The following is a 12,645-nucleotide window of genomic DNA, read 5'->3' on the forward strand; positions in this document are numbered from 1 at the left end:
CAAAGAGAGGACACAATGCAGGGTTCTGTGACAGAGTTTCTAAAACCGCGCCTGGTTGATATCGAGCAAGTGAGTTCGACGCACGCCAAGGTGACCCTTGAGCCTTTAGAGCGTGGCTTTGGCCATACTCTGGGTAACGCACTGCGCCGTATTCTGCTCTCATCGATGCCGGGTTGCGCGGTGACCGAGGTTGAGATTGATGGTGTACTACATGAGTACAGCACCAAAGAAGGCGTTCAGGAAGATATCCTGGAAATCCTGCTCAACCTGAAAGGGCTGGCGGTGAGAGTTCAGGGCAAAGATGAAGTTATTCTTACCTTGAATAAATCTGGCATTGGCCCTGTGACTGCAGCCGATATCACCCACGACGGTGATGTCGAAATCGTCAAGCCGCAGCACGTGATCTGCCACCTGACCGATGAGAACGCGTCTATTAGCATGCGTATCAAAGTTCAGCGCGGTCGTGGTTATGTGCCGGCTTCTACCCGAATTCATTCGGAAGAAGATGAGCGCCCAATCGGCCGTCTGCTGGTCGACGCATGCTACAGCCCTGTAGAGCGTATTGCCTACAATGTTGAAGCAGCGCGTGTAGAACAGCGTACCGACCTGGACAAGCTGGTCATCGAAATGGAAACCAACGGCACAATCGATCCTGAAGAGGCGATTCGTCGTGCGGCAACCATTCTGGCTGAACAACTGGAAGCTTTCGTTGACTTACGTGATGTACGTCAGCCGGAAGTGAAAGAAGAGAAACCAGAGTTCGATCCGATCCTGCTGCGCCCTGTTGACGATCTGGAATTGACTGTCCGCTCTGCTAACTGCCTTAAAGCAGAAGCTATCCACTATATCGGTGATCTGGTACAACGTACCGAGGTTGAGCTCCTTAAAACGCCTAACCTTGGTAAAAAATCTCTTACTGAGATTAAAGACGTGCTGGCTTCCCGTGGACTGTCTCTGGGTATGCGCCTGGAAAACTGGCCACCGGCAAGCATCGCTGACGAGTAACCGGATCACAGGTTAAGGTTTTACTGAGAAGGATAAGGTCATGCGCCATCGTAAGAGTGGTCGTCAACTGAACCGCAACAGCAGCCATCGCCAGGCTATGTTCCGCAATATGGCAGGTTCACTGGTTCGTCATGAAATCATCAAGACGACTCTGCCTAAAGCGAAAGAGCTGCGCCGCGTAGTTGAGCCGCTGATTACTCTTGCCAAGACTGATAGCGTTGCTAATCGTCGTCTGGCATTCGCCCGTACTCGTGATAACGAGATCGTGGCAAAACTGTTTAACGAACTGGGCCCGCGTTTCGCGAGCCGTGCCGGTGGTTACACTCGTATTCTGAAGTGTGGCTTCCGTGCAGGCGACAACGCGCCGATGGCTTACATCGAGCTGGTTGATCGTTCAGAGAAAGCAGAAGCTGCTGCAGAGTAATCTGAAGCAACGTAAAAAAACCCGCCCCGGCGGGTTTTTTTATATCTGTAGTATCCCCACTTATCTACAATAGCTGTACTCTTTTTGTTCATCCCCTGGAGTATTTATGTGGTTACTTGACCAGTGGGCAGAGCGCCATATTACTGAAGCACAGGCTAAAGGTGAGTTTGAAAATCTCCCAGGCAGTGGTGAACCATTAATCCTGGAAGATGACACACACGTGCCGCCGGAACTGCGTGCGGGCTATCGCTTGTTAAAGAATTCCGGCTGTTTACCGCCAGAACTTGAGCAGCGGAAGGAAGCAATTCAGCTTTTGGATATTCTCAGAGGCATTCGTCAGGATGATCCGAAATATCAAGAGGTTAGCCGCCAGTTATCTTTACTGGAGTTAAAACTGCGGCAAGCAGGTTTGAGCACTGAATTTTTACGTGGCGAATATGCAGATAAGCTTCTGAATAAAATTAATGACAACTGAGAGATAATTTATGTATCGCATTGGTGAGTTGGCAAAACTGGCAGAAGTTACGCCCGACACAATACGTTATTACGAAAAACAGCAGATGATGGATCATGAAGTTCGTACGGTAGGAGGCTTTCGTCTGTATACCGAAAGCGATCTCCAACGGTTGAAATTTATTCGGCATGCCAGACAACTTGGTTTCAGTCTGGAGTCGATCCGTGAGTTGCTGTCGATCCGTATCGATCCTGAACATCATACTTGTCAGGAATCAAAAGGTATTGTGCAGGAAAGATTACAGGAAGTGGAAGCGCGGATAGCCGAGTTGCAGAACATGCAGCGTTCCTTGCAACGTCTTAACGATGCCTGTTGTGGTAGCGCCCATAGCAGCGTTTATTGCTCTATCCTTGAAGCTCTTGAACAAGGAGCCAGCGGTGTCAAAGCAGGTTGTTGATTTTTTGCACTGACGGGATTACACTCGCGCCGTTAAATAACCAACTGGAGTTTTTATGAGCCGATATCAGCATACGAAAGGGCAGATAAAGGATAATGCGATTGAAGCATTACTACATGACCCTTTGTTCAGACAGCGTGTAGAAAAAAATAAAAAAGGGAAAGGCAGTTATATGCGAAAAGGAAAACATGGCAATCGGGGTAACTGGGAGGCCAGTGGCAAGAAAGTAAATCACTTTTTTACCACTGGCCTTCTGCTTTCAGGCGCTTGTTAAGATCGGTTATTTTGCTCTTTCAGCAAATCACGAATCTCTGTCAGTAATACTTCTTCTTTAGTTGGTGCAGGTGCTGCTGCAGGTTCTTCTTTCTTACGATTCAGTTTGTTGATTAGCTTAATCGCCATAAAGATGGCAAAGGCCACAATCAGAAAATCAAAGACGTTTTGAATGAAGACACCGTAATGCATCACAACAGCAGGGATATCCCCCTGCGCATCGCGTAGCGTGACAGCAAACTGTTTAAAATCGATCCCGCCAATTAATAAGCCCAAAGGTGGCATGATGATATCGGCAACCAGCGAAGAGACGATCTTCCCGAATGCCGCACCGATAATGACACCCACCGCCAAATCCACCACGTTCCCGCGCATCGCAAATTCGCGAAATTCTTTAATAATGCTCATGTTATTCTCCCTATGAAGCCGACAACCATAAGTCTAACAAATGTTAAGCTATTTTCCTGCCAGGAATGAATTTAATTAATCCTTGATATTCAAAGGGAAATAATAAGGCGTCATTAGACGCCTTATTAATTACAAAAAGAAAGGACTTGGCTGGAAGAGTCTTTCGACGTCGGTAATAAACTTTTTATCTGTGAGGAACATAATTACGTGATCGCCTTGCTCAATGCGCAGATTGTCATTGGCAATCATCACGTCGTTTCCACGTACCACCGCTCCAATAATCGTTCCCGGCGGTAGCTTGATTTCATCAATGACTCTGCCGACAACGCGCGAGGTGCTTTCATCACCGTGAGCAACGGCTTCAATAGCTTCTGCTACGCCGCGGCGCAATGAGGAAACACCAACAATATCTGCTTTTCGCACATGACTAAGCAACGCAGAAATAGTTGCTTGTTGTGGTGAAATCGCAATATCGATCACGCTCCCCTGAACCAGATCCACATAAGCGCGACGCTGGATCAATACCATCACCTTTTTCGCACCCATACGTTTGGCGAGCATGGCTGACATGATATTGGCCTCGTCATCGTTGGTGACGGCAATAAACAGATCAACTTGATCGATATGTTCTTCGGCCAGCAGTTCTTGATCCGACGCATCACCAAAAAAGACGATCGTATTCTGCAACTTTTCCGCCAGTTCGGCAGCGCGCTGCTGATTACGTTCGATGAGTTTGACGCTGTAATCTTTTTCCAGACGACGCGCCAGCCCTGCACCGATATTACCGCCACCAACCAGCATGATCCGCTTATACGGTTTTTCCAGTCGCTGTAATTCACTCATCACCGCGCGTATATGCTGCGAGGCGGCAATAAAGAACACTTCATCACCGGCTTCAACAATGGTCGAACCTTGCGGACGAATGGGGCGATCGTGGCGGAAAATTGCTGCCACACGAGTATCGATATGTGGCATATGTTCGCGCATGGTCGAAAGTGCATTACCAATCAGCGGGCCGCCATAATAGGCTTTAACCACAGCGAGGCTGACTTTACCCTCAGCGAAGTTCACCACCTGCAATGCGCCGGGATACTCAATCAGTCGGTAAATATTATCGATAACCAACTGCTCTGGTGCGATCAGATGATCAATCGGTACAGCATCTGAATGAAATAGCTTATCGGCATCGCGCACGTAGTCTGGTGAGCGGATACGAGCGATGCGATTAGGGGTGTTGAAAAGTGAGTAGGCTACCTGGCAGGCAACCATATTGGTTTCATCTGAACTGGTTACAGCAACCAGCATATCGGCGTCGTCGGCACCAGCCTCCCGCAATACGCGTGGATGAGAGCCATGCCCCTGCACGACTCGCAGGTCAAATTTATCCTGCAAGGTCCGCAGACGCTCACCGTTGGTATCGACAACAGTAATATCGTTGTTCTCGCCAACCAGGTTTTCCGCCAGTGTGCCGCCAACCTGACCGGCACCCAGAATGATAATTTTCATCAGTCGCGACCCGTTATGTCATCACTTTTTGATTAGCTTAGCGTAAAAGAAGCCGTCGCCCTCTTCGGCACCAGGCAGATTTTGCTTACCCGGTTGTTCTGGTGTTCCGGTGTCGCAAAGTTCGGCATCAGCGGTACGTTGCAAAAAGGCTTTAACCTGCAGGCTATTCTCTTCCGGTAACACCGAACAGGTGGCATAGACCAGGGTTCCACCGGATTTTAAATGCGGCCAAATGGCGTCGAGAATTTCAGACTGCAGTTGCGCGAGTTCCGGGATATCGCGATCACGACGTAACCACTTGATATCCGGATGACGACGAATCACACCCGTTGCTGAACAAGGCGCATCTAATAAAATGCGAATCAAACTGTTGCTCGCCACACCATTGGGAAGGGTAGCGGCCATCACCTTGTTTCACGGTCGCCTTCATACCAAGGCGTTTTAAATTGTCGTAAACGCGAGAGAGGCGCTGTTCGTCAATATCAACCGCAAGAACCTGCGCTTCTGGTGCCACCTCAAGGATATGCGTTGTTTTACCGCCTGGGGCGGCACAAAGATCCAGAATGTGTTCACCGTTTTGTGGCGCAAGCCAGGTCATGCAACCTTGTGCTGATGCATCCTGAACGGTAACCCATCCGTCTTCAAAACCGGGTAGCGCATGAACAGGTGCAGGTGTTTCTAGCCGTACAGCATCAGGGTAATCCGCATGCGGGAAACCTTTCATTCCTGCTTCATCCAGCAATGCAAGCCAGTTGTCGCGGGAATGATGCGTACGATTAATGCGCAGCCACATTGGCGGACGCTGGTTATTGGCTTCGACGATGGATTGCCACTGCTCTGGATACGCTTTTTGCAGACGCTTCAGCAACCAGGAAGGATGCAGATAACGTGCATCACTGGTATTAAACTCGGCTAATAACTCTTCTTGCTGACGCTGGAACTGGCGTAACACGCCGTTAATCAGCCCCTTAAGTTGCGGGCGCTTAATTGCGACAGCGCCTTCAACCGTTTCAGCCAGCGCAGCATGAGGTGGAATGCGGGTATAAAGCAGTTGATACAAACCAACCATAATCAGGTAATGCACAGTGCGCTGTTTGCCGGTCATCGGACGGGCCATTAACTTATTAATCAGCCAGTCTAACTGCGAAAGCGTACGCAGTACGCCAAAGCACAACTCTTGAAGAAGTGCTTTGTCTTTATCAGAAACTTTTTGCTGGAGCGGTGGCAGAATGTTGCTTAATGATTGCCCTTGCTCGACGACTTGTTCAACGGCCTGGGCCGCCATGCTACGTAAATTACGTTGTTTTTTCATAAGTATAAAAATGCCCGGCAAGACCGGGCTTAGAAGAGTGGACTATCAGGCCAGACGGTTGCCCGGAACAAACCATTCCCGACGAGAATTCAGGAGGTCTTGCGCGCTCATCGCTTTCTTACCCGCAGGTTGTAACGAGAGCAGGTTCAGGATGCCATCACCAGTCGCAACCTGAATGCCTTGTTTATTGGCTTCAAGGATCGTTCCTGGTGCAGCGTTGGTTGCCGTATCAATGACCGACGCTTTCCAGACTTTAACCAGTTGTCCTTCAATTTCCAGCCAGCTCATTGGCCATGGGTTGAAAGCGCGAATGCAGTGTTCAAGCTGCGCTGCCGAAAGTGACCAGTCAATACGCGCTTCTTCTTTACTCAACTTTTCGGCGTAAGTAACAAGAGTTTCGTCCTGAACTTCTGGTTTCGCCGTGCCGTCTGCCAGTTGTTTCAATGTGGCGATAAGCCCTTGTGGGCCAAGCTCTGCCAGTTTGTCATATAACGTGCCGCTGGTATCTTCTGCGGTAATCGGGCAGGAGAGTTTATAGAGCATGTCGCCCGTGTCTAAACCGACATCCATTTGCATAATGGTCACGCCGGTTTCTGTATCGCCCGCCCACAGCGAACGTTGGATTGGCGCGGCGCCGCGCCAGCGTGGCAGCAGTGAACCATGAACGTTGATACAGCCAAGACGCGGCATCTCCAGCACTGCTTTAGGCAGAATTAAGCCATAGGCGACGACGACCATAACATCAGCGTGCAGATCGGCGACCAGTTGCTGGTTTTCTTGTGGACGCAGGGAAACAGGCTGAAAAACCGGTAACCCTTTCTCTTCTGCCAGCACTTTAACCGGGCTGGGCATTAGTTTTTTACCGCGACCTGCCGGTCGGTCCGGTTGGGTGAACACGCCGACAACGTTATGTCCAGAAGACAACAGCGCGTCAAGATGACGCGCTGCAAAGTCAGGTGTTCCCGCAAAAATAATACGTAGTGATTCTGACACGTTAGTTCTTATCCTTAAGCCCGGGCTTTCAGACGATCCAGTTTTTCAACTTTCTGACGAATACGTTGTTGTTTCAGCGGTGACAGGTAATCCATGAACAGTTTACCGACCAGGTGATCCATCTCATGCTGAATGCATATGGCTAACAGACCATCTGCTTCCAGTTCAAATGGTTTACCATCGCGGTCCAGGGCGCGAATTTTCACTTTCTCTGCGCGCGGCACTAAAGCACGCTGTTCAGGGATCGACAGGCAACCTTCTTCAATGCCTGTTTCGCCGCTTTTTTCTAAAAGCTCCGGATTGATTAACACCAGCCGTTCGTCACGGTTTTCCGAAACATCAATAACAATGATACGTTGATGGATATCAACCTGGGTTGCCGCCAGGCCAATACCTTCTTCTGCGTACATTGTCTCGAACATATCATCGACGATACGCTGAATTTCTGCATTCACTTCTTCTACCGGTTTAGCAACTTTGCGAAGCCGCTCGTCCGGAATATGTAACACTTGCAAAACTGACATAAATCTCCAGAGATGTGTTCAGGAGTTAGAAAGATTATTTCTTCTATTCTAGACAAATCCCCCTCTGATTGACAGCATCACTGACCAATCGCAAAGATTGCTAAGGCTGCTTATGGCAGGGAGATAAGGATGGTCGATACAGAAATTTGGCTGCGTTTAATGAGCATCGGCAGCTTGTACGGCGATGATATGGTCCGTATAGCTGACTGGCTGGCAGAACAGCCAAATATTGATGCGGTTGTATTGCAGCAAACAGGGCTTACATTGCGGCAGGCACAGCGCTTTCTTTCATTTCCGCGAAAGAGTATCGAAAGCTCACTTTGTTGGTTGGAGCAACCCAACCATCATTTAATCCCTGCGGACAGCGAATTTTATCCTCCTCAACTTATTGCAACGGCTGATTATCCAGGTGCACTATTTGTTGCTGGTGATCTACAGGCGCTGCAATCATTTCAGTTGGCCGTAGTGGGAAGCCGGGCGCATTCATGGTATGGCGAACGGTGGGGGCGGCTGTTATGTGAGGCGCTGGCGGCGCGAGGCGTGACAATTACCAGTGGGCTGGCGCGCGGAATCGATGGTGTAGCGCATAAAGCGGCCTTGCAGGTAAATGGCGTCAGTGTTGCTGTGCTGGGGAATGGGCTCAATACAATTCATCCGCGTCGCCATGCCCGACTGGCGACCAGTCTGCTTGAACATGGTGGGGCTCTTGTCTCGGAATTTCCCCTTGATACCCCTCCTCTTGCTTACAATTTCCCGCGAAGAAATCGCATTATCAGTGGTCTAAGTAAAGGTGTACTGGTGGTGGAAGCGGCTTTGCGCAGTGGTTCACTGGTGACAGCGCGTTGTGCGCTTGAGCAGGGACGTGAAGTCTTTGCTTTGCCCGGTCCATTAGGGAGTCCCGGAAGTGAAGGCCCCCACTGGCTTATAAAACAAGGTGCGATTCTTGTGACGGAACCGGAAGAAATTCTGGAAAATTTGCAATATGGATTGCACTGGTTGCCAGATGCCCCTGAAAAATCATTTTATTCATCAGATCAGGAAGACGTGGCATTGCCATTTCCTGAGCTCCTGGCTAACGTAGGAGATGAGGTAACACCTGTTGACGTCGTCGCTGAACGTGCCGGCCAACCTGTGCCAGAGGTAGTTACTCAACTACTTGAACTGGAGTTAGCAGGATGGATCGCAGCTGTACCCGGCGGCTATGTCCGATTGAGGAGGGCATGCCATGTTCGACGTACTAATGTATTTGTTTGAAACCTATATTCACACTGAAGCTGAGTTGCGTGTGGATCAAGACAAACTTGAACAGGATCTTACCGACGCAGGTTTTGAGCGAGAAGATATCTACAATGCCCTGCTATGGCTGGAAAAACTTGCTGATTATCAGGAAGGGCTGGCAGAACCGATGCAACTGGCCTCGGATCCTCTCTCCATGCGTATTTATACACCGGAAGAGTGTGAACGACTGGATGCCAGCTGCCGTGGGTTTCTGCTTTTCCTTGAGCAGATTCAGGTGCTAAACCTTGAAACTCGTGAAATGGTGATAGAGCGAGTGCTTGCGCTGGATAACGCAGAGTTCGAACTGGATGATCTGAAATGGGTGATCCTGATGGTGTTGTTCAACATCCCGGGCTGCGAAAATGCGTACCAGCAAATGGAAGAATTACTCTTTGAAGTGAATGAAGGTATGCTGCATTAATCATTTCTTTAATTCAGCATAAGTTGTTATGGCGAAATCAGCACTGTTCACGGTGCGTAATAATGAGTCCTGCCCAAAGTGCGGGGCTGAACTGGTTATTCGATCCGGGAAACACGGTCCGTTTCTTGGGTGCTCACAGTATCCGGCGTGTGACTACGTCCGTCCTCTGAAATCTTCAGCGGATGGGCATATCGTCAAAGTTCTGGAGGGGCAGGTTTGCCCTGCATGTGGCGCAAATCTGGTATTACGCCAGGGACGCTTTGGTATGTTTATTGGTTGCAGTAACTACCCTGAATGCGAACATACCGAACTTATCGATAAACCGGACGAAACAGCAATTACCTGTCCTCAATGTCGGACGGGCCATCTGGTCCAGCGCCGCTCCCGTTATGGCAAAACATTTCACTCCTGTGATCGCTACCCTGAGTGTCAATTTGCTATTAACTTCAAACCAATAGCCGGAGAGTGCCCTGAGTGTCATTATCCGCTACTCATCGAAAAGAAAACCGCGCAGGGTGTAAAACACTTTTGTGCCAGTAAACAATGTGGAAAGCCGGTTTCGGCGGAATAATAACGTGAATAATAACCTGCAAGGAGACGCTATCGCAGCTGCGATAGATGTCCTCAATGAAGAACGTGTCATCGCCTATCCAACGGAAGCCGTTTTCGGTGTCGGGTGCGATCCTGATAGCGAAACAGCAGTGATGCGGCTGTTGGATTTAAAACAGCGTCCGGTTGATAAGGGGCTGATTTTAATCGCGGCAAATTACGAGCAGCTTAAACCCTATATTGATGACAGCATGCTGACTGAGGCGCAGCGTGAAACCATTTTTTCTCGCTGGCCTGGTCCTGTCACTTTTGTCTTTCCCGCGCCTGCGACAACACCGCGATGGTTGACGGGCCGCTTTGATTCGCTTGCTGTACGAGTCACCGACCATCCGTTGGTGGTTGCTTTGTGCCAGGCTTATGGTAAACCGCTGGTTTCTACCAGTGCCAACTTGAGTGGATTGCCACCTTGTCGAACAGTAGACGAAGTTCGCGCACAATTTGGCGCGGCGTTCCCGGTTGTGCCTGGTGAAACGGGGGGGCGTTTAAATCCTTCAGAAATCCGCGATGCCCTGACGGGTGAACTGTTTCGACAGGGGTAACATAATGGTAACCTATGCTGTTTTTGGTAATCCGATAGCCCACAGCAAATCGCCATTCATTCATCAGCAATTTGCTCAGCAACTGAATATTGAACATCCCTATGGCCGCGTGTTGGCACCCATCAATGATTTCATCAACACGCTAAACGCTTTCTTTCGTGCTGGTGGTAAAGGTGCGAATGTGACGGTGCCTTTTAAAGAAGAGGCTTTTGCCAGAGCGGATGAGCTTACTGAACGGGCAGCGTTGGCTGGTGCTGTTAATACCCTCAAGCGGTTAGAAGATGGACGCCTGCTGGGTGACAATACCGATGGTATAGGCTTGTTAAGCGATCTGGAACGTCTGTCTTTTATTCGCTCCGGTTTACGTATTCTGCTTATCGGCGCTGGTGGGGCATCTCGTGGGGTATTACTGCCGCTTCTCTCTCTGGACTGTGCGGTGACAATCACTAACCGAACGGTTTCTCGCGCGGAAGAGTTGGCTAAATTGTTTGCGCACACTGGAAGTGTTCAGGCGTTGGGTATGGACGAACTGGAAGGCCACGAGTTCGATCTTATTATTAACGCGACATCCAGTGGCATTAGTGGAGATGTTCCGGCGATCCCGGCATCGCTCGTCCATTCAGGTATTTGTTGTTATGACATGTTCTACCAGAAGGGAAAAACGCCCTTTCTGGCATGGTGTGAACAGCAAGGCTCAAAACGTAATGCGGATGGATTGGGGATGTTAGTGGCGCAGGCGGCTCATGCCTTCCTTCTCTGGCACGGTGTTCTGCCTGACGTAGAACCAGTTATAAAGCAATTGCAGGAGGAGTTGTCCGCGTGAATCAGGCCATCCAGTTTCCAGACAGGGAAGAGTGGAACGAGAGTAAAAAATGCGTTTGTTTTCCAGCTCTTGTAAATGGTATGCAGCTCACTTGCGCTATTACTGGAGAGAGTCTGGCGAACCGCTTTGCAGGAGATACGCCAGAACAGTGGTTAGCGAATTTTCGTCAGCATCGCTGGGACCTGGAGGAAGAAGCGGAAAACTTAATTCAGGAACAAAGTGAAGATGATCAAGGTTGGGTCTGGTTACCCTGATCCAGATATTCGTCCTTCCATTTCACGTAATTATTTGCGGAATAGCGTAACCCAGCCTTCTCTTCATCACTTAACGGGCGGATCTGTTTGACGGGGCTACCGAGATACAGATATCCGCTCTCCAGCCGTTTACTTTGTGGGACCAGGCTACCCGCACCAATCATTACATCATCTTCTACTATTGCGCCATCAAGTAAAATTGAGCCCATCCCAACCAAAACTCGATTGCCAATGGTGCAGCCGTGGAGCATCACTTTATGTCCAACCGTAACGTCTTCACCGACGATCAACGGATTGCCTTGTGGATTAGCCGTTGATTTATGGGTCACGTGTAAGACGCTACCATCCTGAATATTAGTGCGGGCACCGATTTGTACATAATTCACATCGCCACGAATCACAACGAGCGGCCAGATCCCCACATCATCAGCCAGGCGGGCGTCACCAATAACCACACTACTACTGTCGATCATTACGCGCTGACCGATTTGTGGAAAAAGATCGCGGTATGGGCGTAAAACATCAGACATACTTACCTCAACAATAAATGATTTACTAATGACTTTGGGTGCATTATTGGCCTTGTGCAAGTCTTTTAGTATGCAAAAAAGCACCGTTTTGTGTGTGAATGCAGCAAAAAGGGTGAAAAAACAACAAACAGAAAAAAAGATCAAAAAAGTACTTGTGCAAAAAAATTGGGATCCCTATAATGCGCCTCCGTTGAGACGACAACGTGAAACACTTCACAAGATGGTCGTAACACCAAAGAGAAAAATCCTGAAATTCAGGGTTGACTCTGAAAGAGGAAAGCGTAATATACGCCACCTCGCGACAGTGAGCTGAAAGCCGCGTCGCAACTGCTCTTTAACAATTTATCAGACAATCTGTGTGGGCACTCGAAGATACGGATTCTTAACGTCGAAAGACGATAAATGAATACCAAGTCTCAAGAGTGAACACGTAATTCATTACGAAGTTTAATTCTTTGAGCATCAAACTTTTAAATTGAAGAGTTTGATCATGGCTCAGATTGAACGCTGGCGGCAGGCCTAACACATGCAAGTCGAACGGTAACAGGAATCAGCTTGCTGATTCGCTGACGAGTGGCGGACGGGTGAGTAATGTCTGGGAAACTGCCTGATGGAGGGGGATAACTACTGGAAACGGTAGCTAATACCGCATAACGTCGCAAGACCAAAGAGGGGGACCTTCGGGCCTCTTGCCATCGGATGTGCCCAGATGGGATTAGCTAGTAGGTGGGGTAACGGCTCACCTAGGCGACCGATCCCTAGGCTGGTCGTGAGAGGATCGACCAGCCACACTGGAACTGAGACACGGTCCAGACTCCTACGGGAGGCAGCAGTG

At 49.3% G+C, this 12,645-nt stretch carries 16 protein-coding genes, 1 rRNA gene and 1 pseudogene; 12 read left to right on the forward strand and 6 right to left on the reverse strand.

Annotation, left to right across the window (positions count from 1 at the left end; all coding sequences use genetic code 11):
• Positions 1 to 15: 15 nt before the first annotated feature.
• The 5 genes from rpoA to arfA all read left to right on the forward strand — a co-directional run bounded on the left by rpoA (position 16) and on the right by arfA (position 2,614).
• A complete protein-coding gene (rpoA, locus tag CRI63_RS12155) occupies positions 16 to 1,005 on the forward strand; it encodes a DNA-directed RNA polymerase subunit alpha (RefSeq protein ID WP_001162094.1) in 990 nt (329 codons plus the stop codon).
• A gap of 40 nt (positions 1,006 to 1,045) precedes the next feature.
• Positions 1,046 to 1,429: a 50S ribosomal protein L17 gene (gene rplQ / locus CRI63_RS12160; RefSeq protein WP_001216368.1), complete on the forward strand. Its 384-nt coding sequence runs from the start codon at positions 1,046 to 1,048 to the stop codon at positions 1,427 to 1,429.
• Positions 1,430 to 1,535: 106 nt separating this feature from the next.
• Positions 1,536 to 1,904 carry a DUF1992 domain-containing protein gene (locus tag CRI63_RS12165; protein WP_130217608.1) on the forward strand — a complete coding sequence of 123 codons (369 nt, stop codon included), beginning with the start codon at positions 1,536 to 1,538 and terminating at the stop codon, positions 1,902 to 1,904.
• Between the two features lie 10 nt (positions 1,905 to 1,914).
• Positions 1,915 to 2,340 (forward strand): Zn(2+)-responsive transcriptional regulator, encoded by a 426-nt coding sequence (zntR, locus tag CRI63_RS12170; RefSeq protein ID WP_135519645.1) that lies wholly within the window; start codon positions 1,915 to 1,917, stop codon positions 2,338 to 2,340.
• Between the two features lie 55 nt (positions 2,341 to 2,395).
• The gene (gene arfA / locus CRI63_RS12175) at positions 2,396 to 2,614 is read left to right on the forward strand and encodes an alternative ribosome-rescue factor ArfA (protein ID WP_000092696.1); all 219 of its coding nucleotides are present in this window, start codon (positions 2,396 to 2,398) and stop codon (positions 2,612 to 2,614) included.
• Here the strand turns inward: arfA and mscL are convergent.
• The 5 genes and pseudogenes from mscL to def form a co-directional block, all read right to left on the reverse strand.
• Positions 2,611 to 3,021 (reverse strand): large-conductance mechanosensitive channel protein MscL, encoded by a 411-nt coding sequence (mscL, locus tag CRI63_RS12180; protein ID WP_000022442.1) that lies wholly within the window; start codon positions 3,019 to 3,021, stop codon positions 2,611 to 2,613. The two genes, arfA and mscL, sit on opposite strands and share 4 nt — an antisense overlap.
• A 129-nt stretch (positions 3,022 to 3,150) precedes the next feature.
• On the reverse strand, positions 3,151 to 4,527 hold the full coding sequence (gene trkA / locus CRI63_RS12185) for a Trk system potassium transporter TrkA (protein WP_000691382.1): 1,377 nt from the start codon (positions 4,525 to 4,527) through the stop codon (positions 3,151 to 3,153).
• A 21-nt stretch (positions 4,528 to 4,548) separates the two neighbouring features.
• Positions 4,549 to 5,839 (reverse strand): annotated as a pseudogene (rsmB, locus tag CRI63_RS12190) (16S rRNA (cytosine(967)-C(5))-methyltransferase RsmB).
• 45 nt (positions 5,840 to 5,884) lie between these two features.
• The gene (gene fmt, locus CRI63_RS12195; protein ID WP_135519647.1) at positions 5,885 to 6,832 is read right to left on the reverse strand and encodes a methionyl-tRNA formyltransferase; all 948 of its coding nucleotides are present in this window, start codon (positions 6,830 to 6,832) and stop codon (positions 5,885 to 5,887) included.
• 14 nt (positions 6,833 to 6,846) lie between these two features.
• On the reverse strand, positions 6,847 to 7,356 hold the full coding sequence (def, locus tag CRI63_RS12200; protein ID WP_000114984.1) for a peptide deformylase: 510 nt from the start codon (positions 7,354 to 7,356) through the stop codon (positions 6,847 to 6,849).
• A 129-nt stretch (positions 7,357 to 7,485) separates the two neighbouring features.
• Between def and dprA the strand changes: the two genes are divergently transcribed.
• The 6 genes from dprA to CRI63_RS12230 are packed head-to-tail and all read left to right on the forward strand — an operon-like array spanning position 7,486 to position 11,280.
• Positions 7,486 to 8,610 carry a DNA-protecting protein DprA gene (gene dprA / locus CRI63_RS12205; RefSeq protein ID WP_135519649.1) on the forward strand — a complete coding sequence of 375 codons (1,125 nt, stop codon included), beginning with the start codon at positions 7,486 to 7,488 and terminating at the stop codon, positions 8,608 to 8,610.
• Positions 8,582 to 9,055 carry a DUF494 family protein Smg gene (gene smg / locus CRI63_RS12210; RefSeq protein ID WP_000460680.1) on the forward strand — a complete coding sequence of 158 codons (474 nt, stop codon included), beginning with the start codon at positions 8,582 to 8,584 and terminating at the stop codon, positions 9,053 to 9,055. Before dprA ends, smg begins: the two co-directional genes overlap by 29 nt.
• Before the next feature lie 28 nt (positions 9,056 to 9,083).
• Positions 9,084 to 9,626 (forward strand): type I DNA topoisomerase, encoded by a 543-nt coding sequence (locus tag CRI63_RS12215; RefSeq protein ID WP_001129723.1) that lies wholly within the window; start codon positions 9,084 to 9,086, stop codon positions 9,624 to 9,626.
• 4 nt (positions 9,627 to 9,630) lie between these two features.
• The gene (gene tsaC, locus CRI63_RS12220; RefSeq protein WP_135519651.1) at positions 9,631 to 10,203 is read left to right on the forward strand and encodes an L-threonylcarbamoyladenylate synthase type 1 TsaC; all 573 of its coding nucleotides are present in this window, start codon (positions 9,631 to 9,633) and stop codon (positions 10,201 to 10,203) included.
• A gap of 4 nt (positions 10,204 to 10,207) precedes the next feature.
• Positions 10,208 to 11,026, forward strand: a complete 819-nt coding sequence (aroE, locus tag CRI63_RS12225; RefSeq protein ID WP_135519653.1) for a shikimate dehydrogenase — start codon at positions 10,208 to 10,210, stop codon at positions 11,024 to 11,026.
• Entirely contained in the window at positions 11,023 to 11,280 is a 258-nt protein-coding gene (locus tag CRI63_RS12230; protein ID WP_130217594.1) for a DUF1488 domain-containing protein, read from the forward strand. Before aroE ends, CRI63_RS12230 begins: the two co-directional genes overlap by 4 nt.
• On the opposite strand, the gene CRI63_RS12235 is transcribed toward CRI63_RS12230, so the two are convergent.
• Entirely contained in the window at positions 11,256 to 11,810 is a 555-nt protein-coding gene (locus CRI63_RS12235) for a gamma carbonic anhydrase family protein (protein WP_135519655.1), read from the reverse strand. The genes CRI63_RS12230 and CRI63_RS12235 overlap by 25 nt on opposite strands.
• A gap of 472 nt (positions 11,811 to 12,282) precedes the next feature.
• Here CRI63_RS12235 and CRI63_RS12240 point away from each other — a divergent pair.
• Positions 12,283 to 12,645: ribosomal RNA gene (locus tag CRI63_RS12240) — 16S ribosomal RNA — on the forward strand; the annotation flags it as partial.

Source organism: Escherichia sp. E2661, assembly GCF_004745185.1.
Classification (GTDB): domain Bacteria; phylum Pseudomonadota; class Gammaproteobacteria; order Enterobacterales; family Enterobacteriaceae; genus Escherichia.